Genomic DNA, 24,178 nt, shown 5'->3' with positions numbered 1-24,178 from the left:
GGCATGAGCACATCACCGGCCCGGCGGCTGTGGGCGGCCGTGGAGCCGTTGCACGCGGTCGCCTACTTCGCGCCGGAGACGGCGTCCGCGGCGAAGGAGGCCGGCCTGCGGGGGTACTGGATGGGGTACTTCGCGGGCCGGCTCGCGCCGCTGGGTCCGATCGGCCCCGCGGCGGCGACGTCGATGCTGTTCGGCTTCGCCCCGGCGATGGTGGCGCGGGCGTTGCCGGACGCGTGGTCGTTCGCCTCGCCTGTCGAGGTGCTGCGCTCGCGGCTTTCGGCGGTCGAAGCCGCTCTTTCGCGTGTCTTGGGTGCTACGGATGTCTTGGAGCTGACATCGCTGCTGGAGCAGGCCGCATCCGCGGGCCGGTTCGACGGTCGCCCGTTGGCGGCGGCCTGGTCCGCGGTGCCGAGGCCGGCGGGCGTGCTCGGCCGTTTGTGGCTGGCGGCGACGGTGCTGCGCGAGCACCGCGGCGACGGCCACGTCCTGGCGGCGGTCCACGCGGGTCTGACGGGCCTGGAGACGACGGTGACTCATATCGGCGACGGCGTGATCGCGCGTGGCGACGTCCAGCCGCACCGAGGCTGGTCCGATTCGGAGTGGACCGGCGCGGTCTCGGGGTTGGTGGCTCGCGGTCTGCTGGATGCTTCCGGCCGCCTGACGTCGTCCGGCACGGCGATGCGGCTTTCGCTCGAAGAGGACACGGACCGCCTGGCCTCGGCGCCGGTGGAGGCACTTGGTCCGGCCGGTCTGTCGCGGCTCTTGGAGCTGGCGGTGCCGCTGAGCCGGGCGGTCATCGACGCGGGCGTGGTCCCGGTCCCGAACCCGATGGGTGTGCCGCGCCCCTGAACCCGGTCGATTTCCGGGGGTCCCGTTCGACGCAGTGGTGAACGCACCCGGACATCGGAGGGATTCATGACGTTGCTCGCCGGCAAGAACGCGATCGTCTACGGAGCCGGAGGCCGCATCGGCGCGGCCGTGGCCAGCGCTTTCGCCGAGGAAGGAGCGCGGGTGTTCCTCGCGGGCCGCACCCGCGCCCGGCTGGACCCGGTCGCTTCGCGCATCCGTGGCTCGGTCGAGGTGGCCGAGGTGGACGCCCTCGACGAGCGGGAGGTCGACGACCACGCGGCAGCGGTCGCGGCCGAGGGCGGCGTGCACATTTCGTTCAACCTCATCACCCATGGCGACGTCCAGGGCACCCCGCTGATCGACATGACCTTGGCGGACTACGAGCGCCCGGTCCTGACGGCGGTCCGAACCCAGTTCCTGACAACCCGAGCGGCGGCCCGCCACATGGTGAAGCAGGGATCAGGGGTTTTGCTCTTCTTCGGCGGCGCGGGCGAGCCGGTGCGCGAGTACTCGGTGGGCGGGCTGCAGGTGGCGTTCCACGCGCTCGAGGCGATGCGCCGTCAGCTGGCGGCGGAGCTGGGCCCGCACGGGGTCCGGGCGGTGACGCTCCGGACGGGCGGAATCCCGGAGACGATCCCGGGTGACTTCGAGGGTCGCGAGGCGTTGGCGGAGAACATCGCGGGCAAGACCATGCTGGGCCGAGCGGCAACCCTGGCGGACGTGGGCGCGGTGGCGGCATTCGTGGCATCGGACCGGGCGAGGACGATGACGGCGTCGACGGTCAACCTCAGCTGCGGCGCCTTGGTGGACTAGGGGTCCGACGGCGCGCCGGGGCGTTCAGCGCCTCCGCTTCGGCTTGCTGCCCGCCCGGCTCAGCGGCGGGAGGTGATCTGCTGCACCGTCCAGGCGTTGCCGTCGGGGTCGGCGAAGTGCACGAAACCCACGTTGTTCAGGTCCGCTTCTCCGTCCCAGGTGCCCATGCCGTGGACCTGGACCTCGCTGACCTCGACGCCACGCTCGGCGAGCATCGCGTGGGCCTTCGGCAGGTCGTTGACCACCAGCTGGAGCCCCTTGAGCGACCCCGGCGGCATGTCCGGCACCGCGCCGCGGCCGAACACCACCGAGCAGCCCGACCCCGGCGGGGTCAGCTGCACGATGCGGACGCCTTCGGCGGGCGTCACGTCGTGGTCGAGGGTAAATCCCAGCTGGTCCGCGTAGAAGGCCTTCGCGCGGTCCACATCGGACACCGGCACCACGACCACTTCGAGCGTCCACTCCATCGCGCATCCCTTCGTCGGCCAGGCTCGGCGGACGACACGCTACCCGCGCCCCGGGGTGTTCGCGTACCGCTCGTCAGCGCTCCTCGACCAGCCGCCGCACCGCGTCCACCACGAGCTCCCGCCGCTGCGCGCGGGGGATGGTGGTGAGCACGCCGAGTTCCGTATTGGTCGTCGCCCACGCCGTCGAGATCGACTGGATCAGCACCAGCAGTTCCATGGGTGTGTAGTGCTTGGCCAGTCTCCCTTCGTCCTGTGCCTGTTTCAGGTCGTGCAGCCGGAGTTCGTTGGCCAGCACGATTTCGGTGACCCACTTGCCGTCGGGTCGCTCCAGCCGGTGCCAGACCGCCAGCCGCAGCGTCTCCGGCTGCTCCTCGTACCGGTCGAAGAGCTTTCCGGCGTAGCCCGGCAGGTCGTCGGCGTCGACCGGTACGTCGAGGACGAACCGGCCGACCGACTCGCCGAATACCGTGTCGAACAGCCTGTCCTTGCTGGTGAAGTACTTGTAGAGCATCGCCTTGTTGCAGCCGGCGGCGTCCGCGATCCGATCGACGCGGGCGCCCGCGATGCCCCGTTCCGCGAACTCCTCCGTGGCGGCAGCGAGCAGTCGCCGCTTCGTGTCCGCCGCATCTCTCATGCCGTCCACTTTAGCAACTAACTGGTTGGTTGACAAACTCGTTCGGCGGGTGTTTCCTGGAGTAACCAACCGGTTGGTTAGCCGGTGTTGACGAGCGAGGAGCAGGGCATCATGAGCAGGACTTGGCTGATCACCGGCAGTTCCCGCGGGTTCGGGCGGGAGCTGGCCCGGGTCGCGCTCGAGGACGGCGACCGCGTGGTCGCGACCGCGCGCCGGCCGGAGCAGCTGAAGGATCTGGTGGCCGAGCACGGTGACAACGTCCGGGTGTTCGCCCTGGACGTGACGGACCCGGCGGCGGCGCGCGAGGCGGTGGCCTTCGCGGTGCGCGAGTTCGGCGGGCTCGACGTCGTGGCCAACAACGCGGGGTACGCGAACAGCGCGCCGATCGAGGACATGCCGGAGGACGACTTCCGCGAGCAGGTGGAGGCCAACTTCTTCGGCGTCGTCAACGTCACGCGCGCGGCCCTGCCGGTGTTCCGCGAGCAGGGTTCCGGGCACTTCCTGCAGTTCTCATCGGTCGGCGGCCGGGTCGGCGGGTCACCGGGGCTGGGTGCGTACCAGGCGGCGAAGTTCGCGGTGGAGGGGTTTTCCGAGGTGCTGAACGCGGAGGTGAAGCCGTTCGGGGTGAAGGTGACGATCGTCGAGCCGGGCGCGTTCCGCACGGACTGGCAGGGAGCCTCGATGGAGCGCGCCCCGGTCCGCCCGGAGTACGACGCATCGGTGGGCCAGATGCACCGCCTCCGCGACGCAACGGACGGCAAGCAGGCGGGAGATCCGGCTCGCGGAGCCCGCATCCTCGCCGACGTGGTCCGGCTGGAGGAGCCCCCGCTGCGCTTGCTGCTCGGCGCGGACGCGGTCGAAGCGGTGCAAAGGTCTGACCGTGCGCGCGGAGCCGAGGTGGCGGAGTGGGCCGAGGTGAGCCGGTCGGCGGTGTTTGCGGCGGAGTGAGGACCGTGGTGAGGGGAGTCAGCCGCGGGCGTGGCTGCTGGGGCGGCTTCCGAACCTGGCCCGGCCCGGCCGAGTTCGCTCGACCCGACCGAGGCTGACCTGGCCCCACTCGACCGCCGCCGAGGCGACCGGCCTGGCCCGCCGCACGGCGCGGCGGCGCGGCCGAGCCCGATCTGGCATGACCGAGTCTGGCTTTGCTCGGCCGCGGCCTGGCCAACCGAGGTCGGTCCGGCCCGCTCGACCGAGTTCGGCCAGCCCGGCTCGGCCCGACCGAAACCGACTGCGCCCAGCGAGCCGGCTTCAGTCCCGTCCCCGGGGCGACTCCCGTTGCTCCACCACCAACCGCTGGTGCCGGGCCGCGCGGACGCGGTCGCCGCAGGTTGTCGAGCACCAGCGGCGGCGGGCGTGCTCGCGGAAGAAATACCTCACGCACCCATGCGCCTCGCAAGGGCGCACCAGACCGCCGAGCTCGCCAGTCACCACGTCGATCGCATCGCGGGCCAACGCCGCCACGGCCTCCGCAACGCTGCCCGGGCTAGTACTCCGCCACTCGCGGTGTGGCCCGGACCGCCACGTGAGCTGGGGTGCGGCAGCGTCGGAACGAGCGGCAACGTTCACCGTCTCCACCGCGGACGCAGCCGGTGAACGGTCCTCCGCCCGGGCCGCCAGCAGCTCGCGGACCGCCGCACGGAGATCCGTCACGCGGCGAAGGTCGGCCGCGTCGAGCGCGGGGAGGCCCAGCCAGCCGGCGGCCGCGCTCGGGTCGGCCAAGTCGTCGTCCTCGCCGGACGGGGTGAGCCGGCGGGTGTTGACCAGCGCCAGCGCCCAGGAGCGCTCCTCGCCGGGTGCCGCAGTGACCACGTTCGCCTCCCGAAGTTCTCCCTCATTGTCCCGGCCCGTTGACAGCCTACTCCGTCTCATGGATAAATGAAGAAGTAAACATGAGACAGCGAGGAGAGAACCGATGGTCGCCGTGTATCACCGCTTTGTCACCGTTGCCGGGCGCCGGCTGTTCTACCGGGAAGCCGGGCCCGCCGACGCTCCCACGATCGTGCTGCTCCACGGGTTTCCGACGAGCTCGCACATGTACCGGCACCTCATCCCGGCGCTGGCCGACCGCTACCACGTCGTCGCGCCCGACTACCTCGGTGCCGGTGCCTCCGACGCACCCTCGGTCGGTGAGTTCGACTACACCTTCGACGCCCTCGCCGAGCTCACCCTCGGCCTGCTCGACGAGATCGGCCTCGACCGCTTCGCGCTCTACATCCAGGACTTCGGTGCCCCGGTCGGCCTGCGCATCGCGGCCGGGAACCCGGAGCGGGTCACCGCCATCGTCACGCAGAACGGCAACGCCTACGTCGACGGCCTGGGCGACGGGCTCCCGCAACGACTCGCCGCCGGCACCCTGACCGAAGACGACCTGCGCGGCATGGTCAGCCTCGAAGCCACCAAGGCGCAGTACCTCGACGGCGTTCCCGACCCGGCACTGGTCAGCCCGGACGTCTGGATCCACGACCAGGCCCTGCTCGACCGGCCCGGCGGCGCCGAAATCCAGATGGCGCTGCTCGCCGACTACCACCACAACATCGGCCTCTACCCGAAGTTCCACGAGTACTTCCGGACCACCCGGGTCCCGCTGCTGGCCGTCTGGGGCGGCAACGACGGGATCTTCGTCGCCGACGGTGCCCGCGCCTACGCCCGTGACCTGCCCGACGCCGAGATCCACCTCCTCGACGCCGGTCACTTCGCGCTCGAAACGCACCTGGACGCCATCGCCGGCTACATCCGCGGTTTCCTGGGCCGGGTGCTGGACTGAAACCGTTGTCCCACAACAGTCTCCGCTGAGCGGGACAGGGGCGTTGACCTGCCGGACGCTCCCCTCGTAGGGTCACCCCGAGATCGCTCTGACCCCAGGTCGGTCCGGTCCCCGAGAACCCCTCCGTCGTCGTCAGGCATCCGCCTCTGCCTGCGCCGACGGGGTCGTTCGCCGACGGGGCCGGGCGCGCGCGAGCGGACCGGGGTCACCGCGGGGGCGGGTTCGCGCCTCCGCGCCGACGCGCAGGAGGACGGGATGACCAGACGGATCCGGGTGGGGATGATCGCGGCCGCGATCGTCGCCGCGACACTCACCGCGGCGGGGCCGGTGCAGGCCGCGGATTCGCTTCTTTCCCAAGGGAAACCGGTGACGGCGTCGTCGGCGGGCGGGTGCTGCCCGGCGCCGGCCGCCGTCGACGGGGACTCGGCGACGCGCTGGGCCAGCGCGGCCGGCGTCGATCCGCAGTGGATCTACGTCGACCTCGGGGCGGCGGCGCACGTCAGCCGGGTGCGGCTGCAGTGGGACGCCTCGTGCGCCACGGCCTACGAGATCGACACCTCCGCCGACCACGTCACGTGGACGCGGATCTACTCGACCACCACCGGAAAGGGCGGCGTCGAAGACCTGACCTCCCTCGACGGCACCGGCCGCTACGTGCGGATGTACGGCACGAAACGCTGCCGCACCGACGCGTCGAAGGGCTACTCGCTGCAGGAGTTCGGCGTCTACGGCTCGACCGGGGACGTCGTCCCGCCGTCGCCGCCCGGCACGCCCACGCTCGACAGCGTCACACCCCTCAGCGCGACCATCTCGTGGACCGCGGCGACCGACGACAAGGGCGTCGTGGGCTACGACGTCTACCGCGACGGTCAGCTCTGCGCCAGCACGACCGGCGCGCTGACCGCGACCTGCGGCAACCTCAACCCGAACACCAGCTACGGCTTCTACGTCAACGCGCGAGACGCGGCCGGGAACGTCTCGCAGGCCAGCGGCACCCTGACCGTCAAGACGCCGCCGTCCGACGACCACACGCCGCCGTCGGCGCCGACGAACGTGCACACCACCGCCGTCAACAGCACGTCGATCGGCCTGGCGTGGACCGCTTCGACCGACGAAGCCGGCGTCACCGGCTACCGGATCTTCACCTCCGGCACGCAGATCGGCACGTCCGACACGACGAGCACCACGCTCGGCGGCCTGACCCCGAACACCGCCTACCACCTGCAGGTGCGCGCGGTCGACGCGAACGGCAACCTGAGCGACCCGAGCACGCCGGTCCTGGATGTCACCACCACCGGCGGGTCGACCTGCTCGCCGTCGCAGGGCGTCTGCGGCGCCACGCAGGTCGGCACCGACGACGACGTCGTGTGGGGCCTGGTCACCCTGCCGGACGGCACGATTCTCTACAACCAGCGCGACGCGCACTCGATCGTCCACCTGAACCCCAAGACCGGGGCGAAGAAGACGATCGGCACCGTACCGAACGTCCAGAGCACCGACGGCGAAGGCGGCCTGACCGGGCTGGAGATCAACCCGGCGTCGTTCGCTTCCGACCACTGGCTCTACATCATGCACACCTCGTCGAGCGACAACCGGATCGTGCGGATCAAGTACGACCCGGCCGCCGACTCGCTGACCACGAGCACCGAGCAGATCCTGCTGACCGGCATCGCGCGTAACAAGTTCCACAACGGCGGCCGGCTGCGGTTCAGCCCGGACGGCAAGTACCTGTACGCCGGCACGGGTGACGCGCAGAACGGCGACAACGCGTCGAACACCAGCAGCCCCAACGGAAAGGTGCTGCGCATCAACCCGGACGGCTCGATCCCGGCGGACAACCCGTTCCACAACGCCGTGTGGAGCTACGGGCACCGCAACGTCCAGGGCCTGGCGTTCGACTCACAGGGCCGGTTGTGGGAGCAGGAGTTCGGCAACAGCGTCATGGACGAGACGAACCTGATCGTGAAGGGCGGCAACTACGGCTGGCCGTCGTGCGAGGGGACGTCGGGCACCTGCGGCACCGCCGGGTTCATCGCGCCGAAGAAGACGTACCCGGTGGCGCAGGGTTCGTGCAGCGGGATCACGATCATCCACGACGCGCTGTACGTGGCCTGCCAGCGCGGCACGCGCCTCTACCGCGCGGTGATCAGCGGCAGCTCGCTGACGAACTTCCAGACGTTCTTCAACGGGACGTACGGCAGGCTCCGCACGGTCGAACCGGCGCCGGACGGCCAGATGTGGCTGGCGACCAGTGTGGACGGTGACAAGGACAGCACACCGCACAACAGCCACAACAAGATCCTGCGCGTGACAGTGGGTTAACCAGCGAGGCTAGCCGCCGAGGAGACGCGAGAGCGCATCCCGCGCTCTCGCGTCCTTCGACGCCAGCGCCGTCAGCTCCTGCGCCAGCGCCGCGAGCCAGTCGTCGACCGCGGTTTCCTTGCGGCTGATCACCACGCCCCGGACGACCTGGTGGATCTCCGCCGCTACGCCGCCGTGCTTGCCCGTGCTCAGCACCAGAACCCGGTCCGGCGTCCGGACCCGCACCGCGACCGCCTGGCCATCGCGGCCCGCGACGCGGTCGGCGAACGTGCGCCGCCGGTCGACCTCCACCATGCCCGGCGGCAGCGCGCTGCCCAGCGTGTCGGACAGGACCCGGTGGTAGGACTCGACGTCCGCGCGGTCCGTGCGCAGGGCCGCCGCCACCAGATGGAAGTCCAGCTCGCCGCCCATCAGTCGGTCAGGGGCAGCACGAGCTGCGGCTTGGCGATGTGGTGGTCGGCGCGCAACGGCTTCACGGCCGTGCCGATCGCGAAGAACTCCGTCGTGTGGCCGCCCCAGCGGTGCGGCAGCGACAGCAGCTGCACCCCGACGATGCCCTCCGCCTCCAGCTGCTCGGCTTCCGCCTGCATCCGCGACATCGCGAGCTCGCGCGCGTCGTACAACGCCTCGGTGTACTGCGGGATCTCGACGTTCTGGCCGATGTTGCCCATCATCTGCCGGAACCGCTGGTGCGCGATGTGGTAGACGCACGTGCCCATCACCATGCCCAGCGGCGCGTAACCGGCCTGCACCAGCGTCCAGAAGTCCTGCCCGGACAGGTCCGAGGTGAACGGCTTCCCGGTGTTGTTGCGCCATTCGCCCGGCTCGTCGGCCTTCACCGCGGTGCCGACGGCGATGAACTCGGCGAGGTCGCTGCCGAACTCCTTGAACTCGATCTCCAGGCGGACCGCGACGATCCCGTCGGCGCCGAGGACGTCCGCCTCCGCCTCCATCCGGGACATCGCGAGCTCGCGGGCGTGGTACATCGCCTGCGAAAGCCGGTCCATCTCCTGGTTCTTGCTCCACCGTCCCATCTGGAACCCGACGTGGTAGATGCTCGAGCCGAGCACGAGCCCGAGCGGCCGGAAGCCGGCTTCGCGCACGAGGAGGAACTCGTTGACGCTCAGGTCGGACGTGAACAGGCTGGTCTTCTGGCCAGGGCGCATCTCGGCGAGCCGGCGCATCGCATCCTCGGGGATGCGCTGCGCGGCGGGGTCCGCGGTGGTCACGAAGCCTCCTCAGGAACGGTTCAACGGCAGGATCTTGAGCGCGCTGGTCGGGGCGGCGCGCCCGGTGTGGAAGCGGGCGATCGCGGTGCCGGTCACGGTGGCGATGCCGGCCACGGCGATCTCCTGCACCGGCCACGTCCGCAGCGTCATGGCCGAGACGATGCCGCCGTCGGCGCCGCAGTCGCGGATCGCGCGGGCGAACTCGGCCCGCGCCGCGCCGCGGACGTCCGTGACGACCTTCGTCGGCGCGTCGACTTCGGTGTTCCCGGCCAGCACGTTGACCTGGTACTGCATGTTGTAGTCGAACTGCGCGCGCCCGGCGACGCCGACCGCCAGCCGCACCGGCACCCAGCCGGCCTGCATCAGCTTGCCGACGTCCTGGCCCGGCAGGTCGGTGGTGAACAGGCGCCGCGGCCGCTGCCCGGTCTCGGCGCGGACCGCGGTGCCGAGTGCGGTGAACTCCTGCATCACGTCGTCGAGCGCGGTGATGGTGACCTTGATGCCGATGACGCCGTCGGCGCCGAGTGCGGTGGCCTCCTGCCCGAGCCGGTCGAGCGCGGTCGCGTAGCCCTTGCGCAGCATTTCCGACAGCAGCTTGACTTGGTCGCCGGCCCACGCGGCCGGCCCGGTCCAGCCGACCTGCTGCACGACGCAGCCCATGACCTCGCCGACGGGCGTGAACCCGGCCACTTCGGCGCCGACCGCCCCGGGCACGCTGAGCAGCGACGTCTTCAGCCCGGACGCGGCATAGCGCTCGACGCGGGCCCGCGCGACGGGCGGCAGGCCACGACCGTCCCATTCGGGCACTGGCTGACCTCCTTCGACGGGCTCTCACTCCCATCGTGGCACGGATCCGCGCGGGCGGGCGGCGGGCGCGGCGTGATCACCGGGGTATGTCCGGAAGGTCCGGTCGCGGGTCAGCGCGGCGGGTTCCCGTCGACGGGGAGCACCGGGAGCGACACCGTCGGCGCCGGCCCAGCACCGAACTGCGCCACCGCCGTGCCGAACACGCTCGCCACCGCCGTCGCTCCCGTGTGGCCCAGTGCCCAGGCGCGCAACGTCGTCGACGTCACCAGGCCGCCGTCCGCGCCCGAGGCCCGCACCGCCCCCAGGAACTCCGCCCGGGCCGCCGCCCTGACCCGGGTCACCAGCGACGTCGGCACCGGCGCCTCGGAGCCCGGCCGGTCCGTCATGGCGATGTCGAACGCCGTCGCGCCGTCGATGCCGATCGCCAGCGTCACCGGGACCCAGCCCGCCAGCATCAGCTTCGCCACGTCCGGACCCGACAGCCCCGTCGTGAACGGCCGGGCCGGGCGGACACCGCGGATCGCGCGCACCGCCGTGCCCAGGACGACGAACTCGTGGACCGCCGTGCTCACCCGGGTCACCGTGCAGCCGATCGCGAGCACGCCGTCCGCGCCCAGCGCCGTCGCCTCCGCGCGCAGCCGGTCCAGCGCCGTCGCGTAGCCGCGGCGCAGGCCCGATGTCACGTCGTCGTGCCGCGCCACGACGCAGCCCATCACCTCGCCGATCGGCCGCAGCCCCACCGCTTCGGCGCCGGTCGTGCCCGGCACCGACAGCAGCGACGTCCGCAGTCCCGACGCCGTGTAGCGGCCGGCGCGCGGGTGCATCAGCGCCAGCTGTCCTCGCCGAAGCCGAGGGTCACCGGGCCCCGGCGGGACGTCTCGGCGATCGTTTCGGCGGGCAGGACGTCGTCGAGGAACGCGTAGTCCGGACGCCGGTTCCGCGCGTGCCACTCGGCGATCTCGTGCCAGCCCGGTGCGGCGAGCGCGCCGCCGAAGTGCTGGACCGACAGGCCGGCCGTGAGACCCGCGAACCGGAGCCGGTCCGCCAGCGGCCAGCCGGTCAGGGTGGCGGCGACGAACCCGGCGCCGAAGACGTCGCCCGCGCCGGTCGCGTCGAGGACGTCGACCGGCAGTGCCGGGACGTCCGCCGTCTCGCCCGTCGTGCTGTCGACGGCGAGCACGCCCGCGGCGCCGCGGGTGATCACCGCGACCGGGACCAAGTCGGCGAGCCGGGCCAGCGCCGCTTCCGGGGTGTCCGTGCGGGTGTAGCGCATCGCTTCGACGTCGTTGGGCAGGAACGCGTGGCAGCACGCCAGCTGCTCCAGCAGCGCGGCCGACCACGCTTCCGACGGGTCCCAGCCGACGTCGGCGAAGACGAGGCTGCCGGACTGGTGCGCGGTGTGGACCCAGTCGGCGGTGTCGAGGCCGATGTGCGCGACGGTCGCGCGGCTCGACGGCGGCGAGCCGGCCAGCTCGGCGACCGGGACGGGCGGCGGGTGGCCGTGCGTGACCATCGCGCGGTCGCCGGCGTAGGCGAGGGAGACGGTGACGGGGGAGTGCCACTCCGGGAACCGCCGCGACCGCGACAGGTCGATGTGCTCCTGCCGCGAAAGCACGTCCCAGCAGTAGCGCCCGTAGACGTCGGTGCCGAACGCCGCCGCCAGCGACGTCCGCAGGCCGAGCCGGCTCAGCGCCACCGCGAAGTTCGCGATGCCGCCCGGGCCCGAGCCCATGCCGCCCGTCCACACCTCGGTACCCGGCTCCGGCGGCCCTTCGAGCCCGGTGAAGACCAGGTCGAAGAACAGCAGGCCGGACAGGAAGACATCGGTGTCGGGGACGGAATCGGCCGGCACGGGCGCCTCCCGGGATCGAGGATGCGCACGAGCGTGCTTCACCTGCGCGGAATGCGCAAGGTGTGCTCAAACTCGTTCGCGGGGTGAGCGAGTTTGACTGCTATCGTCCCCGCATGCTGCCCCAGCGTCGCCACGAGCTGATCCTGCGGGCCCTCCGCGCGGAGGGCCCGGCGCCGGTCGGCGTACTGGCCGAGCGGCTCGGCGTCAGCCAGGCCACGGTGCGCCGCGACCTGGTGCAGCTCGACCGCGAGGGCCGGCTGACCCGCGTCTACGGCGGAGCCATGGCCGCCGACGACGAGCCGTTCGCCCACGTGGCCGCCGAGCGGGCCGACGAGAAGGACGCCGTCGCGCGGCGGGCGGCGCGGCTGGTCGCCGACGGCGACACCGTGCTCCTCGACATCGGCACCACCGCGCACCGGCTGGCGCGGCACCTCCGCGACCGCGCGCTGACCGTGATCACCAGCAGCCTCGCCGTCTACGACGAGCTGAAGGACGCCGACGACGTCCAGCTCGTCCTCCTCGGCGGCGTGGTCCGGCGCAGCTACCACTCGATGGTCGGCTTCCTGACCGAGGACGCGCTGCGCCAGGTGCACGCGGGCACTGTCTTCCTCGGCGCGAGCGGCGTCCGCTGCGACGGCCACGTGATGGACTCGACGGTGGTCGAGGTGCCGGTCAAGCGCGCGATGGTCGCCGCGGCCGACCGCGTGGTCCTGCTCGCCGACGCCGGCAAGTTCCCCGGCACCGGACTGGCCCGGGTCTGCGGCCCGGACGCGCTCGACGTCGTCGTGACGAGCCCGGGCGCCGACGAGCCAACCTGCTCGGTACTGCGTGAAGCGGGTGTCGAGGTGCTGCGGTGAGGCTGGGCTGCGGTGGGATCGGGCGGCTCGCGCTGGTGGGCCGGATCTTGGCCGGGTGGCGAGGCGTGACCTTGCGTGATGCGGGTGTCGAGGTGCTGAGGTGAGGCTGGGCCGCGGTGGGATCGGGCGGCTCGCGCCGGTGGGCCGGATCTTGGCCGGGTGGCGAGGCGTGACCTTGCGTGAATCGGGCGTCGAGGTGCTGCGGTGAGGCTCGCGATCCTGGGCGGCGGCGGGTTCCGCGTGCCGCTCGTGCATGGCGCGTTGCTGGCCGGCGGCGGGGTCAGCGAGCTGGTCCTGCACGACGTCGAGCCCGGGCGGCTCGCGGCGATCGAACGGGTGCTCGCCGAGCAGGCCGCGGGCGTCCCGGACGCGCCGCGGGTGCGGACCACCACCGTCCTCGCCGACGCACTGTCCGATGTGGACTTCGTGTTCTCCGCCATCCGGGTCGGCGGGCTGCGCGGGCGCCGGCTCGACGAGCAGATCGCTTACGCGGAAGGCGTGCTGGGCCAGGAAACCGTCGGCGCGGGCGGGATCGCCTACGGGCTGCGGACCATCCCCGTCGCCGTCGATCTCGCGCGAAAGATCAAAGATCTCGCACCGGAAGCGTGGGTCATCAACTTCACCAACCCCGCCGGGATGGTCACCGAGGCGATGGCCGCGCACCTCGGCGAGCGGGTGCTCGGCATCTGCGACTCGCCGGTGGGGCTGTGCCGCCGCGTCGCGCACGTCCTCGGGATCGACCCGGCCACGGCGTGGTTCGACTACGCCGGCCTCAACCACCTCGGCTGGCTCCGCGCGGTCCGCGTCGGCGGCGAGGACGTCCTGCCTCGGCTGCTCGCCGACAGGGACGCGCTGGAGTCGTTCGAGGAGGGCAAGCTCTTCGGCGCGGACTGGCTGCGTGCCCTCGGTTCCCTGCCCAACGAATACCTGCACTATTACTACTTCGCGCGCGAAGCGATCACCTCTCAGTCGCGCGGTGCCCAGTTGCTGGAGCAGCAACGCGGTTTCTACGCGGAACCTTCGCTGACGTCGTGGGAGCGCACGCGCTTGGAGCGCGAGGCGACGTACATGGCCGAGACGCGCGAAGGCGAGCGTGACGATCTCGAAGGCGGCGGCTACGAGAAGGTCGCCCTGGCGTTGATGCGGGCCATCGCGTACGGCGAGCGCACGACGCTGATCCTCAACGTCCGCAACGGATCCGCGCTCCCGGGCGTGCCGGCGGACGCGGTCGTCGAAGTGCCGTGCGTCGTCGACGCGAACGGTGCCCGGCCGCTCGCCACCGAGCCGCTGCCCGATCACGCGCTGGGCCTGGTGACGGCGGTCAAGGCCGTCGAGCGGGCGACGATCGAAGCGGCGACGACGGGCTCGCGCGAGGCGGCGTTGCGGGCGTTCGCGCTGCACCCGCTGGTCGACTCGGTCTCCGTGGCGCGGCGGCTGCTCGACGCCTATGCCGCCGCGCACCCGGAACTCGCTTACCTGGCCAGCTCGCGGAGCACGGGCGCCAAGCGCTGAGCCAGCGAGGTGTCGACCAGCTCGATCTCGCCGACGAGCAGTTCGGTGACGGCGTGGAACGCCCGGCCGGCGTCGTCGAGCGCGCGGACGAGGGTGGCCTCGAAAGGTGCGGTGACGCCGGCGGGCAGCTGGTCCAGGCCCCGGCCTTCGACCGCCGGGACGTCGTGGCGCAGGCAGGCCAGCCCCAGGGCGAACTCCCGGACGCGGCCGATCATGTACTCGGCCTGCCAGCCGCGGCCGCGTTCGATGCTCGACCGCGCGTGCAGGGCGTGCAGCCAGGCCAGGTCGATCAGCCGCCGTGCGTCGGGGGGCGGTGACTGCGGGCGGTCGTGCGGCGTCCCGAACAGCAGCCGGAACTTCGGCGTGGTCGCGCCGAAGTCCGCCTCCGGCCAGAACGCCAGGTCGACCTGCAAGGTGTCCGCCAGCAGGAAGACGCGGAACACGGTCCGCTCGAACACGACGTCCATGTGGTGCACCGCACCGTGTTCGCGGTACATCCGCGCGCTGAAGTCCGCGAGCACCGGCTCGGGCTCGCCCGCGACGGCGAACGCGAGGTCGATGTCCGACCACGCGTCTTCGGCGTCGAGCGCGGCCGAGCCGGTGAGCGCGGCGCCGGTGACGCGCTCGTCCGACCGGGCCGCCTCGACCAAGGCGTCGCGCAGCAGGTGACGATCCCCCGGGGTGAACATGATCCCCAGGCTAGACCGCGGCCATGGCGTTGAACTCCGCTTCCGCCTCCCCGCGCTCGACGTACAGCGACCACGCCGTGTCGGCGATGTCGTCCGGGTCGAGGGTGCCGACCGCGAAACCGTGGTCCTGCTTGGTGAGCTCACGGTGGATGTCGCCGCGCTCGATGAGGCCGCCGATCGTCAGCGCTCCCGCGTAGACGCCCGTTTCGCGCAGGGCCGCGTTGAGCGTCAGCACGTACATGCGCAACGCCGCCGAGGCCGGCGCCAGGCTGCCGAGCATCGGCATCGGGTACTTGCCGCTCAGGCCGCCGGCGAAGAGCAGCGCGCCGGATCCGCGTTCGAGCATGCCCGGCAGCACCGCTTCGACGAGCCGGGCGGCAGGGGTGACGAGCGCGTCGAACGCCGCGCGCACGGTGTCCGCGCCGGCCGTCGGGAGGGGCACGGGACGGGGCCCGGCGAGGTCCGCCGGACCGAAGTAGACCGTGTCGAGCTCGCCGGCTTCGGCCGTGATGCGCGCTAGAACCGCTTCCAGTTGAGCGGCGTCGGTCACGTCGGCCGCGTAGGTGTGGGTGGTCCCGCCCAGGGACTCCCGGTAGCCGGCGTGCCGGGTGTCGGTGCGCGAGACCAGCGCGGTGGTGAAGCCTTCGCGGCCGAAACGGCGGGCGATCGACAGACCGAGACCCGGGCCGGCCCCCAGGACGGCGATGACTTTCGGCAAGGGATCCTCCTCGATGGAAAATGAGACTGCTCTCAAGTTATCCAGAAGATGAGGGTGTCGTCAACTTGTCGGCGGAGTGCGGCGAATGTCGTCATGGGTTGCGGCCACTGGTCTACCCGGCTGCTCCAAGCGTGTAGAACATGTTCCAGTTTCTGGTGTGGACCGACACCATGACCATCGCCGTTCCGCGAGCGAGGAGTGCGCCATGGATGCCGACCTGACCCGCCGCCAGATCCTGCGCGGCACCGCGGCGGGCGTGGGCCTCGCCGCGACGTCCGGGCTCTTCGCCGCGCCGGCCGGGGCGGCGCCGCTGGTGGGGGAGTACGACGTCGTCGTGGTCGGCTCCGGCGCGGCCGGGATGACCGCCGCGCTGACGGCGGCCAAGCGCGGGCTCAGCGTCGTCGTGCTCGAGAAGGCGCCGACGTTCGGCGGGTCCGCGGCGAGATCCGGCGCGGGCATCTGGATCCCGAACAACCCGGTGCTGCTCGCCGCCGGGGTGCCGGACACGCCGGCGAAGGCCGCGCAGTACCTCGCCGCCGTCGTCGGACCGGACGTCCCGGCCGCGCGGCAGCAAGCGTTCCTGAACAACGGTCCGCAGATGATCGCATTCGTCATGGCGAACAGCCCGCTGCGGTTCCGGTGGATGGAGGGCTACAGCGACTACTACCCGGAGCTCCCGGGCGGGCTGCCGAACGGCCGCTCGATCGAGCCGGACCAGTTCGACGGCAACCTGCTCGGCGCCGAGCTCGCGAACCTGAACCCGGCCTACCTCGCGACGCCGCCGGGGCTCGTCGTCTTCAGCGCCGACTACAAGTGGCTGAACCTGGCCGCGGTCAACGCGAAGGGCGCGGCCGTCGCCGCCACCTGTCTCGCTCGCGGGACGGCCGCCGCGCTCGCCGGGCAGAAGCCGCTCACCATGGGGCAGTCGCTCGCCGCGGGCCTGCGGGTGGGACTGCAGCAGGCGAACGTCCCGGTGCTGCTGAACACCCCGCTGGTCGACCTGAACGTCGAAAACGGTGCGGTGACGGGGGTTCTCACGCCCGGCGGGCTGGTGCGCGCGCGACGCGGCGTGATCGTCGGCTCCGGCGGGTTCGAGCACAACGCCGCGATGCGCGCGCAGTACCAGCGGCAGCCGATCGGCACCGCCTGGACCGTCGGGGCCAAGGAGAACACGGGCGACGGCCACCGCGCGGGGCAGCGGGCCGGCGCGGCGCTCGACCTGATGGACGACGCGTGGTGGGGCCCGGCCATCCCGATCCCCGGCGACCCGTACTTCTGCCTGGCCGAGCGGACGCTGCCCGGCGGGCTGATCGTCAACCAGGCCGGCAAGCGGTTCGTCAACGAAGCCGCGCCCTACAGCGACGTCGTGCACACGATGTACGACAAGAACCCGACCGCGCCGGACATCCCGGCGTGGCTGGTCGTCGACCAGAACTACCGGAACAAGTACCTGTTCCGCGACACCTTGCCGCTGCTCCCGCTGCCGGACGCCTGGTACACCGCGGGCGCGGTCGTCAAGGCGTCGAGCATCCAGGCGCTCGGCTCGGCGATCGGCGTGCCGCCGGCCGCGCTCAAGTCCACTGTGGACCGATTCAACGGCTTCGCGTGGTCCGGAGTGGACAGTGACTTCCGGCGCGGCGGCAGCGCGTACGACCACTACTACACCGACCCGCTGGTACTGCCCAACTCCTGCCTCGCGCCGCTGTGGGCGCCGCCGTTCTACGCGTTCAAGATCGTGCCCGGCGACCTCGGAACGAAGGGCGGCATGCGCACGGACCCCCGGGCGCGCGTGCTCCGGGCCGACGGCTCGGTGATCCCGGGCCTGTACGCCGCCGGCAACGCCAGCGCGGCCGTGATGGGCCACAGCTACGCCGGTGCCGGCTCGACCATCGGCCCGGCGATGACGTTCGGGTTCATCGCCGGGAACGACGTCTAGAACTCCTTCTCGACCAGCGGAAGGACTTCGGTGCCGAGGAGTTCGATCGCCCGCATGACGTTCTTGTGCGGCACGCCGGACCAGTCCATCTGCAGCGCGTAGCGGTCCGCGCCGGTGAGCTTCCCGACGGTGATCAGCCGGTCGGCGATCTCCTGCGGGCTGCCGACGAACAGCGCCTGCGCGCCGTGGGTGTACTGGTCGTACTCGGCGCGGGTCGGGACGGACCAGCCGCGGGCCTTCGCGCCGTACTTCATCGTTTCGAGCCAGTACGGGTAGAAGGTCTCCTTGGCGTCCTGCGAGTTCTCGGCGATGAAGCCGATGGCGCTCATGGTGACGTGGAGGTCCTGCTGTTCACCAGCTTCGCCGGCCTGGCGGTAGAGGTCGACGAGCGGGGCGAAGCGCTCGGGCCGTCCGCCGATCACGGCGTACACGACGGGCAGGCCCAGCAGCCCGGCCCGGATCGACGACTCGGGGTTGCCGCCGGTGCCGACCGAGATGCGCAGGTGGTCGCCGTAGGGCCGGGGCAGGATCCGCGCGTTCTCCAGCGGCGGGCGGAACTTGCCGGACCAGGTCAGCGGGTCCTCGCGGTCGATGTGCAGCAGCAGGGCGAGCTTCTCCTCGAACAGCTCGTCGTAGTCGCCGAGGTCGTTCCCGAACAGGGGGAAGGACTCGGTGAACGACCCGCGGCCGGCGAGCAGCTCGGCGCGGCCGTGGCTGAGCTGGTCGAGCGTGGTGAACTGCTGGTACACGCGGACCGGGTCTTCGGTGCTCAGGACCGTCACGGCCGAGCTCAGCGTGATCCGGCTGGTGACGCTCGCCGCGGCGGCCAGGACCGTGCCCGGGCTGGAGATGGCGTACTGGTCGAGGTGGTGCTCGCCGAGGCCGTAGAAGCCGATGCCCAGCTCGTCGGCGAGCTTGATGCGTTCGAGGGTGTTGGCCAGCGTCTGCGCGACGGACGGCTGGTCGCCGGTGCGCGGGTCCGGGGCGCGGTCGCCGAAGCTGTAGATGCCGAGTTTCATAGAGCGTTCAACTACCTACCGGGTCGATTCGTTCCCGAAGCGGGCCTGGATGGCTTCGAGGTTCTTCTCCGACACCTGCAGGGCGGCGGCGCGGAGGCTGAGCCCGTCGAGGGTGGCCCGCTCGACCATGCCGGTCACGAGGTCGCGCATCCGGGTCCGCACCTTGGCGAAGGCCTCGTCGGCGTCCGCGGCGACGTCGCCGAAGAGCGTCCACCACCACCAGGAGTTGGTCGCCGAGTTGGCCACGAAGTCCGGCAGCACCCGGATGCCGCGGGCGGCGAGCAGCTCCTCGGCGTCGGCCGTCACCGGCATGTTCGCGGCCTCGACGATGAGCTTCGCGCCGATCTTGGCCTGGTTGTCGCTGTCGACGCAGTACGAGATCGCGGCCGGCACCAGTACCTCGGCCGGGACGTCGAGCCACGCTTCGGGCGGGAGGAGCTCGTCGCCCGGCTTGAGGTGGTCGCGGTCGATGCCGCCGAAGCGGTCGCGGTGGCGCAGCAGGTTCTCGACGTCGAGGCCGGCCGGGTTGACGACGACCCCACGCACGTCCGAGACGCCGACCACCGGGAGGCCGGCCTCGGCGAGGAACCGCGCGGTGGCGCCGCCCATCGAGCCGAACCCCTGGACGACGACCCGGTTCGGCCCGCCGAACCCGAGCACTTCGAGCCCGGTGAGCGTCGCCTGGGCGACACCGAGGCCGCCGACCAGCTCGTCGAGCCCCAGCCCGCCGACCTCGATGCGGAAGGCGGCCTCGAGCCGTTCGGTCGCCGCGTCCCGGTCTTCGAGCAGCGGGTAGACCGCCTGGACCGAGCTGAGCAGGCCGATCTCCGCGATGACGCCGTCGATGACGTCCTGGCGCAGGCCGAGGTCCTCGCCCATGGTCCAGTAGCGCTCGATCAGCGGGTGCATGGCGTGCAGGAAGCGGGCGACGACGTCGCGGGCGCGCTCGTCGTACGGGTCGAAGTCGATGCCGCCCTTGGCGCCGCCGAGCGGGACGTATCGGCCGTCGGGGTCGTAGTTGAGGCCTTCCTTAAGCGTCATGCCCCGCGCCAGGCCGCGGACCTCGAAGAGCGTGCAGCCGCGGCGCATCCGCAGGCCGCCGCTGGCCACGCCGCGGACCAGCCGGTCGATCACCAGGTAGCCCCGGCACCCGGTGACCGGGTCGGTCCACGCCACTTCGAGCAGCGCCGGCGTGGTCATCGGGCCGGCGCCGGTGCGATCTGGCCCAGCTCGTGGGCCAGGGCCTGGTCGACCCACTGGGCGCAGTCGGCCGCGGTGACGGTGTCCTGGCGGGCGACGAACTGCACGGCGAGCCCGTCGAGCAGGGCGGTCAGCCGCCACGCCGCGCCGTGCGGGTCCGGGCACCGGAACTCGCCGGTGGCGACGCCCTCGGTGATGAGCGAGACGACGGCGTCGCGCCACCGCAGGTCGAGCCGCTGGACGACGTCGCGCAGGTCGGCGTCCCGCATGGCGGCGGCACCGGCTTCGATCCACAGGTGCCAGCCGGCGCCGGGCTTGGTCGGCCCGTAGAGGACGAGCACGGCGCGAAGCCGGTCGCCGACCCGGCCGGGGCGCGCCAGCTCGTCGCGCAGGACGGCGAGGTTGCGCTCGGCGGCCTGCCGGAAGGCCTCGATGATGAGGGCTTCGAGGGTGCCGAAGTGGTAGAAGACCAGCGCGGTGCTGACGCCGAGGTCCTTGGCGACGTCGGCGGCCCGCACCCCGGCGATGCCCCTGAGGCGGACCTGCTCGAGCGCGGCGAGCAGGATCTCCTCCCGCCGGACGGCGACCTCCTTGCGCTTCATGCGATAACGGTACCCACCCGGACGGGTCAGGCGCGCAGTTCGGTGACGAGCGCCCGCAGCCACGGCCCGGCGATCGCGGGCTCGGCGGAGATCGTCCGGACGAGCTGGTCGCGCACCGCCGACGACCGGCCGGCATCGACGACCGCGAAGGCCTCGGCCAGCGCCCGGCGCGTCGCCTTGCCGTGGTCGGGGGTCCGGACGGTCTCATCGGTCCAGCGCTGCCGCGGGAACGACGGGGTCAGCTTCCACTGGTTGTTGCCGAAGTAGAACCAGACGTCCCGAGCGAGCGAGACGTTCCGAACGGCGGCGGCGGGCAGCTCCCGCGTCCAGGCGACGTCCTCGTGCCACCGCCAGGCGTCCGGCCGGATCGGCTGCCGGAGGGTGACGCCGAGGAACCGCAGCTTGCGCCGGATGACGTGCCAGGCTTCGCGCTCTTCGTCGATCCAGTCCCGCAGCTGGACGTACAGCTCGGTGAAGGTGTCGCCCTCGAAGACGAGATCGACGAAGACGGTCGGCCGAGTTCCCCGGGCGAGAGCGTGAGGAGTGACCCCGGCGGCGGCGAGGTTGTCACGGAGCAGCCGGACATCCCGGCGGCCGAAACCGTTGCGCGGCTTGAGGGAGAGCGGAAGCTGGTGCACCCGATCCCGCCACGACGTCTGTTCGAGGGCGCCGCCGAGGAGGTCGTGCATGCTGTCGAGCGACCGGCCGACGAAGTGGAGTTCGCCGTCACCGCAGCGGGCCAGGACCTTGGCGGTGCAGGTGGTGAGGTCGTCGAGGAACCAGAGGTGCGGCTTCGCGGTGTCGTCGAGGAGCGTCCCGACCTGGTCGGGACGCACCAGGTCCCACCGGAACGGTCGGTTCGTCATGAGGTCAGGGTAGGTTCGGGATCCGTTGGGCGGCAACGGGTTTTCGGGGTGGTGGGCGGGGCCCTCCGGCGGCGAGGGCGAGGGGCGAGGCCGAAACCGCAGCCGAGAGTTGGGGCGGGAGCTGCGGCGGAAAGCCGGGAGTGGCGGCGGGAGTTGCGGGCGGAAGCCGCGGCCAAAGCCCGCGGCCGGGTTGCGACCAGGAAGGGTCGGGGGGTTGCAGTGGAAAGCCGGGAGTCGCGGGGCTGCAGCGGAAGCCCGCGAGTCGCCGGCAGTAGTTGAGGCGGGGCCGCAGCGGAAAGCCGGGACCGGGAGTTGCGGGCGGAAGTGGAGACTCGGGCGGGAGTTGGGGGCGAAAGCCGCGGCCAAAGCCCGCGGCCGAGCTGCGACCGGGAAAGGCCGGAAGCTGCCGGGAAACGGCTGAGCCGAGGGACCGCCCCGCGGTTCCTCGGCCCAGCCCCGAAACGCACCCCCAGGCAACAGCCCTCAAGCCGTCCACTTCGGATCGCGGCCCAGGTAGCGCAGGAGCTCCGATACCGCGTCGTCGTCGGCCGGGCCCTCCAACGCCGGGGCGTATGCGAACCCTCGCAGGGGCTCCGCCAGCTCCTTCGCCACCGGCAGCAGCGCCGCCGCCATTTCCTCTGTCAGTGGGGATTCCTGGCCCGTCGCGATCGCTATGTCCCATGCGTGCACCGCCGCGTCCAGGGCTGCCGCTCCCATGGCCACCGCCGCCGGGAGTGCGCCCTGCGGCAACGGGGTCGGCACCGCGGTGGCGTCCGGGGACACCTTCGCGAACGCCGCTGCCGCCGCCGCCAGTTTCGGCTCCAGGAACGACTGAACGTTCTCCAGAGAGCCCGACGGCGCGAACGGGTTGAAGTCCGGGCCCGGCTCTCCCGTGATGGCTGCCGCGTAGCCCTGCTGGTCGCCGCCCGCGTGCTGGAGGACCTGGGTCACCGTCCACTCCGCGCACGGGGTCGGGAGCGAGCCGTCCGTCACGCCCGCCGCCGCCGTGCGCAACGCCTCGTGGGCCGCCGTCAGCAGGGGCCACGGCGAGGACAGCCCCGCGAAGAACGCGCGGATGTCCGCCACCAGGGTCTCCGGGGCCTCGTGCGCCGAGTAGTGGCCGGCCGCGTCGCGGGGGCCGCCGCTTCCCGACTTCGCGTCGTAGGCGTTCCAGCGGACGATGTTCGCGTGGTCGCGCTCGGCGAAACGGCGGATCGACTGGAAGTCGCCCGCGAACATCGCCAGGGCCGTCGGGACCGTCGTCGGCGAAGACGGCTGCGCCGGGGTGTGCTGCGCGTCCTCGAAGTAGAAGCGGATCGACGAGCCGCCCGTGCCGGTCAGCCAGTACAGCGCCACGTTCGCGAGGACGAAGTCCGCGTCGAGGTGCTCGCCGAACAGCTGCGCGTTCCACGCCAGCAGCGCCAGCGGGGAGTCGGCGAGCGCGAACGCGAGGGTGTGCGGCTGCTGGCTGTGCAACGTGTTGAAGGAGAACATGTTCTCGTAGAACCACTGCAGGTGCGCGAGCGCGGCCTGGTCGGCCTCGCTCAGGTCCGCCATCTCCGCCGGGTCGCCGGACGGGAACGAGAACAGCTGCGTGACGTGCACGCCGACGACCTTCTCCGGCGCCAGCCGCCCGATCTCCGGCGAGATCATCGACCCCGCGTCGTTGCCCGCCGCGCCGTACGACTCGTAGCCCAGCCGGCTCATCAGCTCCGCCCACGCCGCCGCCGTGCGGTGCGTGCCCCAGCCCGCCGACCGCGTCGGGCCCGAAAACCCGAAGCCCGGCAGCGACGGGATCACCAGGTGGAACGCCGGCGCCTCGGCCGACTCCGGCTCGGTCAGCGGGCCGATGACGTCGAGGTACTCGGCGATCGAGCCCCGCCAGCCGTGCGTGAGCACCAGCGGTGTCGCGTCCGCGCGGGACGACCGGACGTGCAGGAAGTGGATCCGCTCGCCGTCGATCTCCGTGACGAACTGCGGGTACGCGTTGAGCCGCGCCTCGAACGCCCGCCAGTCGAACTTCGCCAGCCAGTGCCCGGCCAGCGCCCGGACCCGCTCGTTCGTGACGCCGTACTCGGCGGGCAGGTCGTCCGGCCAGAGCGCCCGCTGGAGACGGTCCCGCAGGTCGTCCAGTGCGGACTGGGGGACCTCGACGCGGTAGGGGTGCAGGGCGGGGACGGTCATGGCTGGCTCCCGAAAGTGTGGAACGGAATGCTTCGTTCCGAACTGTATCAGAGCGGAACGATCCGTTCCAGTGGTAATCTCGGGCCATGTCCGAGACCGAGACAGCTCTGCCCGGCCGTGCCGGCCAGGCCGCTCGCAACAACGTCGTGATCCTCGACGCCGCCCGCCACGTCTTCCTCGCGGACCCGAAGGCGCCGATCTCCCAGGTCGCCGAGCGCGCGGGCGTCGGCATCAGCGCCCTCTACCGGCGGTACGCCAGCAAGGAGATCCTGCTCTGCCGGCTCTGCCACGACGGCCTCCGCACCTTCATCGCCGAAGCCGAGGCCGCCGACGAGGAGCCGGACGGCTGGACGGCGCTCACCGGCTTCCTCGGCCGGGTCGTGGACGCCGACGTCCACTCGCTGACCGTCCACCTCGCGGGCACGTTCACCCCGACCGAGGAGATGGGCGCCGACGCGCGACGCGCGAACGAGCTGTCGGCGGCGCTCTTCGCGCGGGCGCGCGCGACCGGACGGCTCCGGGAAGACGCCGTCACCGAAGACATCGGGATGATCCTCGAGTGCTGCGCGGCGATCCGCGTCGACGACCCGGAGCGCACCTCCGAGCTGCGCCGCCGGTACCTGGCGATGCTCGTCGAGGGGCTGGAATCGGGAAAAGACCGTGCGCTGCCCGGCCCGCCGCCGCGCCCGGGTGAGATGAACGGCCGCTGGCGTCCGTCCTGACGGCCGTGCCGCGGCGCGTCCGGATGGCGGTAACGAATGCCGGTTTTGCGACGACTGATCAGCGTCGGCTGTCCACCAAGACCACGCAGCATCTGTCAGAGCGGTATTCCTCGGACCGAAACAGCGAGATCACGAC

At 71.9% G+C, this 24,178-nt stretch carries 24 protein-coding genes; 9 read left to right on the top strand and 15 right to left on the bottom strand.

The annotated features are described in order from the left end of the window. The first annotated feature begins 3 nt into the window (after positions 1 to 3). Positions 4 to 849, top strand: coding sequence for an SCO6745 family protein (locus tag ACZ7OU_RS49630; RefSeq protein ID WP_470260684.1), 846 nt, complete (start codon positions 4 to 6; stop codon positions 847 to 849). Between the two features lie 66 nt (positions 850 to 915). Then, a complete protein-coding gene (locus ACZ7OU_RS49625; protein WP_470260683.1) occupies positions 916 to 1,662 on the top strand; it encodes an SDR family NAD(P)-dependent oxidoreductase in 747 nt (248 codons plus the stop codon). A gap of 59 nt (positions 1,663 to 1,721) precedes the next feature. Here ACZ7OU_RS49625 and ACZ7OU_RS49620 read toward each other — a convergent pair whose 3' ends face one another. Further along, positions 1,722 to 2,129 carry a VOC family protein gene (locus ACZ7OU_RS49620; RefSeq protein WP_470260682.1) on the bottom strand — a complete coding sequence of 136 codons (408 nt, stop codon included), beginning with the start codon at positions 2,127 to 2,129 and terminating at the stop codon, positions 1,722 to 1,724. 73 nt (positions 2,130 to 2,202) lie between these two features. After that, on the bottom strand, positions 2,203 to 2,763 hold the full coding sequence (locus ACZ7OU_RS49615; RefSeq protein WP_470245553.1) for a TetR/AcrR family transcriptional regulator: 561 nt from the start codon (positions 2,761 to 2,763) through the stop codon (positions 2,203 to 2,205). 111 nt (positions 2,764 to 2,874) lie between these two features. Between ACZ7OU_RS49615 and ACZ7OU_RS49610 the strand changes: the two genes are divergently transcribed. Then, positions 2,875 to 3,711 carry an oxidoreductase gene (locus tag ACZ7OU_RS49610; protein ID WP_470260681.1) on the top strand — a complete coding sequence of 279 codons (837 nt, stop codon included), beginning with the start codon at positions 2,875 to 2,877 and terminating at the stop codon, positions 3,709 to 3,711. Positions 3,712 to 4,011: 300 nt separating this feature from the next. Here ACZ7OU_RS49610 and ACZ7OU_RS49605 read toward each other — a convergent pair whose 3' ends face one another. Further along, positions 4,012 to 4,572, bottom strand: coding sequence for a CGNR zinc finger domain-containing protein (locus tag ACZ7OU_RS49605; protein ID WP_470260680.1), 561 nt, complete (start codon positions 4,570 to 4,572; stop codon positions 4,012 to 4,014). A gap of 103 nt (positions 4,573 to 4,675) precedes the next feature. Between ACZ7OU_RS49605 and ACZ7OU_RS49600 the strand changes: the two genes are divergently transcribed. Together ACZ7OU_RS49600 and ACZ7OU_RS49595 are read left to right on the top strand one after the other, a co-directional pair. Beyond that, on the top strand, positions 4,676 to 5,527 hold the full coding sequence (locus ACZ7OU_RS49600; protein ID WP_470260679.1) for an alpha/beta fold hydrolase: 852 nt from the start codon (positions 4,676 to 4,678) through the stop codon (positions 5,525 to 5,527). A gap of 255 nt (positions 5,528 to 5,782) precedes the next feature. Next, complete coding sequence (locus ACZ7OU_RS49595) at positions 5,783 to 7,849, top strand: PQQ-dependent sugar dehydrogenase (protein WP_470260678.1); 2,067 nt, start codon at positions 5,783 to 5,785, stop codon at positions 7,847 to 7,849. 9 nt (positions 7,850 to 7,858) lie between these two features. Here ACZ7OU_RS49595 and ACZ7OU_RS49590 read toward each other — a convergent pair whose 3' ends face one another. The 5 genes from ACZ7OU_RS49590 to ACZ7OU_RS49570 form a co-directional block, all read right to left on the bottom strand. After that, positions 7,859 to 8,260: a hypothetical protein gene (locus tag ACZ7OU_RS49590; RefSeq protein ID WP_470245548.1), complete on the bottom strand. Its 402-nt coding sequence runs from the start codon at positions 8,258 to 8,260 to the stop codon at positions 7,859 to 7,861. Next, positions 8,260 to 9,078 carry a heavy metal-binding domain-containing protein gene (locus ACZ7OU_RS49585; protein WP_470245547.1) on the bottom strand — a complete coding sequence of 273 codons (819 nt, stop codon included), beginning with the start codon at positions 9,076 to 9,078 and terminating at the stop codon, positions 8,260 to 8,262. The genes ACZ7OU_RS49590 and ACZ7OU_RS49585 overlap by 1 nt, the downstream gene beginning before the upstream one ends. 9 nt (positions 9,079 to 9,087) lie before the next feature. Beyond that, positions 9,088 to 9,885, bottom strand: a complete 798-nt coding sequence (locus ACZ7OU_RS49580; protein ID WP_470260677.1) for a heavy metal-binding domain-containing protein — start codon at positions 9,883 to 9,885, stop codon at positions 9,088 to 9,090. 110 nt (positions 9,886 to 9,995) lie between these two features. Then, positions 9,996 to 10,709, bottom strand: a complete 714-nt coding sequence (locus ACZ7OU_RS49575) for a heavy metal-binding domain-containing protein (RefSeq protein ID WP_470260676.1) — start codon at positions 10,707 to 10,709, stop codon at positions 9,996 to 9,998. Next, positions 10,709 to 11,737, bottom strand: a complete 1,029-nt coding sequence (locus ACZ7OU_RS49570) for a carbohydrate kinase family protein (RefSeq protein ID WP_470245544.1) — start codon at positions 11,735 to 11,737, stop codon at positions 10,709 to 10,711. The genes ACZ7OU_RS49575 and ACZ7OU_RS49570 overlap by 1 nt, the downstream gene beginning before the upstream one ends. 113 nt (positions 11,738 to 11,850) lie before the next feature. Here ACZ7OU_RS49570 and ACZ7OU_RS49565 point away from each other — a divergent pair, with 113 nt between their 5' ends. Both ACZ7OU_RS49565 and ACZ7OU_RS49560 read left to right on the top strand, forming a co-directional pair. Beyond that, positions 11,851 to 12,594 carry a DeoR/GlpR family DNA-binding transcription regulator gene (locus ACZ7OU_RS49565; protein WP_470260675.1) on the top strand — a complete coding sequence of 248 codons (744 nt, stop codon included), beginning with the start codon at positions 11,851 to 11,853 and terminating at the stop codon, positions 12,592 to 12,594. A gap of 204 nt (positions 12,595 to 12,798) precedes the next feature. Further along, positions 12,799 to 14,106: a 6-phospho-beta-glucosidase gene (locus ACZ7OU_RS49560; RefSeq protein WP_470260674.1), complete on the top strand. Its 1,308-nt coding sequence runs from the start codon at positions 12,799 to 12,801 to the stop codon at positions 14,104 to 14,106. Here the strand turns inward: ACZ7OU_RS49560 and ACZ7OU_RS49555 are convergent. After that, the gene (locus ACZ7OU_RS49555; protein ID WP_470260673.1) at positions 14,067 to 14,795 is read right to left on the bottom strand and encodes a nucleotidyltransferase domain-containing protein; all 729 of its coding nucleotides are present in this window, start codon (positions 14,793 to 14,795) and stop codon (positions 14,067 to 14,069) included. The two genes, ACZ7OU_RS49560 and ACZ7OU_RS49555, sit on opposite strands and share 40 nt — an antisense overlap. Before the next feature lie 10 nt (positions 14,796 to 14,805). Then, positions 14,806 to 15,513, bottom strand: a complete 708-nt coding sequence (locus ACZ7OU_RS49550) for an SDR family oxidoreductase (protein WP_470260672.1) — start codon at positions 15,511 to 15,513, stop codon at positions 14,806 to 14,808. A gap of 205 nt (positions 15,514 to 15,718) precedes the next feature. Here ACZ7OU_RS49550 and kstD point away from each other — a divergent pair, with 205 nt between their 5' ends. Next, complete coding sequence (gene kstD, locus ACZ7OU_RS49545; protein ID WP_470260671.1) at positions 15,719 to 17,449, top strand: 3-oxosteroid 1-dehydrogenase; 1,731 nt, start codon at positions 15,719 to 15,721, stop codon at positions 17,447 to 17,449. On the opposite strand, the gene ACZ7OU_RS49540 is transcribed toward kstD, so the two are convergent. The 5 genes from ACZ7OU_RS49540 to ACZ7OU_RS49520 form a co-directional block, all read right to left on the bottom strand. After that, a complete protein-coding gene (locus ACZ7OU_RS49540) occupies positions 17,446 to 18,468 on the bottom strand; it encodes an LLM class flavin-dependent oxidoreductase (RefSeq protein ID WP_470260670.1) in 1,023 nt (340 codons plus the stop codon). The two genes, kstD and ACZ7OU_RS49540, sit on opposite strands and share 4 nt — an antisense overlap. A 15-nt stretch (positions 18,469 to 18,483) precedes the next feature. After that, positions 18,484 to 19,668, bottom strand: coding sequence for a Glu/Leu/Phe/Val dehydrogenase dimerization domain-containing protein (locus ACZ7OU_RS49535; RefSeq protein WP_470260669.1), 1,185 nt, complete (start codon positions 19,666 to 19,668; stop codon positions 18,484 to 18,486). Then, positions 19,665 to 20,270, bottom strand: coding sequence for a TetR/AcrR family transcriptional regulator (locus ACZ7OU_RS49530; protein WP_470260668.1), 606 nt, complete (start codon positions 20,268 to 20,270; stop codon positions 19,665 to 19,667). The genes ACZ7OU_RS49535 and ACZ7OU_RS49530 overlap by 4 nt, the downstream gene beginning before the upstream one ends. A gap of 26 nt (positions 20,271 to 20,296) precedes the next feature. Then, positions 20,297 to 21,136 (bottom strand): hypothetical protein, encoded by an 840-nt coding sequence (locus tag ACZ7OU_RS49525; RefSeq protein WP_470260666.1) that lies wholly within the window; start codon positions 21,134 to 21,136, stop codon positions 20,297 to 20,299. A gap of 483 nt (positions 21,137 to 21,619) precedes the next feature. Further along, entirely contained in the window at positions 21,620 to 23,320 is a 1,701-nt protein-coding gene (locus tag ACZ7OU_RS49520; protein WP_470260665.1) for a TIGR03086 family metal-binding protein, read from the bottom strand. Between the two features lie 86 nt (positions 23,321 to 23,406). On the opposite strand from ACZ7OU_RS49520, the gene ACZ7OU_RS49515 reads away from it, so the two are divergent. Then, positions 23,407 to 24,042, top strand: a complete 636-nt coding sequence (locus ACZ7OU_RS49515; protein WP_470245533.1) for a TetR/AcrR family transcriptional regulator — start codon at positions 23,407 to 23,409, stop codon at positions 24,040 to 24,042. The last annotated feature ends 136 nt before the right edge of the window (positions 24,043 to 24,178 follow it).

It is taken from the genome of Amycolatopsis sp. NPDC114505 (assembly GCF_055633615.1).
Note: the sequence above shows the minus strand (reverse complement) of the source record. Positions and strands in the feature narration are given on the sequence as shown.

Excerpts from the sequence above, each read along its gene's own strand:
- ACZ7OU_RS49515 (WP_470245533.1), top strand. The coding sequence starts at position 23,407 with ATGTCCGAGACCGAGACAGCTCTGCCCGGCCGTGCCGGCCAGGCCGCT.
- ACZ7OU_RS49590 (WP_470245548.1), bottom strand. The coding sequence starts at position 8,260 with ATGGGCGGCGAGCTGGACTTCCATCTGGTGGCGGCGGCCCTGCGCACG.
- ACZ7OU_RS49565 (WP_470260675.1), top strand. The coding sequence starts at position 11,851 with ATGCTGCCCCAGCGTCGCCACGAGCTGATCCTGCGGGCCCTCCGCGCG.
- ACZ7OU_RS49540 (WP_470260670.1), bottom strand. The coding sequence starts at position 18,468 with ATGAAACTCGGCATCTACAGCTTCGGCGACCGCGCCCCGGACCCGCGC.
- ACZ7OU_RS49615 (WP_470245553.1), bottom strand. The coding sequence starts at position 2,763 with ATGAGAGATGCGGCGGACACGAAGCGGCGACTGCTCGCTGCCGCCACG.
- ACZ7OU_RS49535 (WP_470260669.1), bottom strand. The coding sequence starts at position 19,668 with ATGACCACGCCGGCGCTGCTCGAAGTGGCGTGGACCGACCCGGTCACC.
- ACZ7OU_RS49625 (WP_470260683.1), top strand. The coding sequence starts at position 916 with ATGACGTTGCTCGCCGGCAAGAACGCGATCGTCTACGGAGCCGGAGGC.
- ACZ7OU_RS49575 (WP_470260676.1), bottom strand. The coding sequence starts at position 10,709 with ATGCACCCGCGCGCCGGCCGCTACACGGCGTCGGGACTGCGGACGTCG.
- kstD (WP_470260671.1), top strand. The coding sequence starts at position 15,719 with ATGGATGCCGACCTGACCCGCCGCCAGATCCTGCGCGGCACCGCGGCG.
- ACZ7OU_RS49610 (WP_470260681.1), top strand. The coding sequence starts at position 2,875 with ATGAGCAGGACTTGGCTGATCACCGGCAGTTCCCGCGGGTTCGGGCGG.
- ACZ7OU_RS49530 (WP_470260668.1), bottom strand. The coding sequence starts at position 20,270 with ATGAAGCGCAAGGAGGTCGCCGTCCGGCGGGAGGAGATCCTGCTCGCC.
- ACZ7OU_RS49620 (WP_470260682.1), bottom strand. The coding sequence starts at position 2,129 with ATGGAGTGGACGCTCGAAGTGGTCGTGGTGCCGGTGTCCGATGTGGAC.
- ACZ7OU_RS49555 (WP_470260673.1), bottom strand. The coding sequence starts at position 14,795 with ATGTTCACCCCGGGGGATCGTCACCTGCTGCGCGACGCCTTGGTCGAG.
- ACZ7OU_RS49600 (WP_470260679.1), top strand. The coding sequence starts at position 4,676 with ATGGTCGCCGTGTATCACCGCTTTGTCACCGTTGCCGGGCGCCGGCTG.
- ACZ7OU_RS49520 (WP_470260665.1), bottom strand. The coding sequence starts at position 23,320 with ATGACCGTCCCCGCCCTGCACCCCTACCGCGTCGAGGTCCCCCAGTCC.
- ACZ7OU_RS49595 (WP_470260678.1), top strand. The coding sequence starts at position 5,783 with ATGACCAGACGGATCCGGGTGGGGATGATCGCGGCCGCGATCGTCGCC.
- ACZ7OU_RS49630 (WP_470260684.1), top strand. The coding sequence starts at position 4 with ATGAGCACATCACCGGCCCGGCGGCTGTGGGCGGCCGTGGAGCCGTTG.
- ACZ7OU_RS49525 (WP_470260666.1), bottom strand. The coding sequence starts at position 21,136 with ATGACGAACCGACCGTTCCGGTGGGACCTGGTGCGTCCCGACCAGGTC.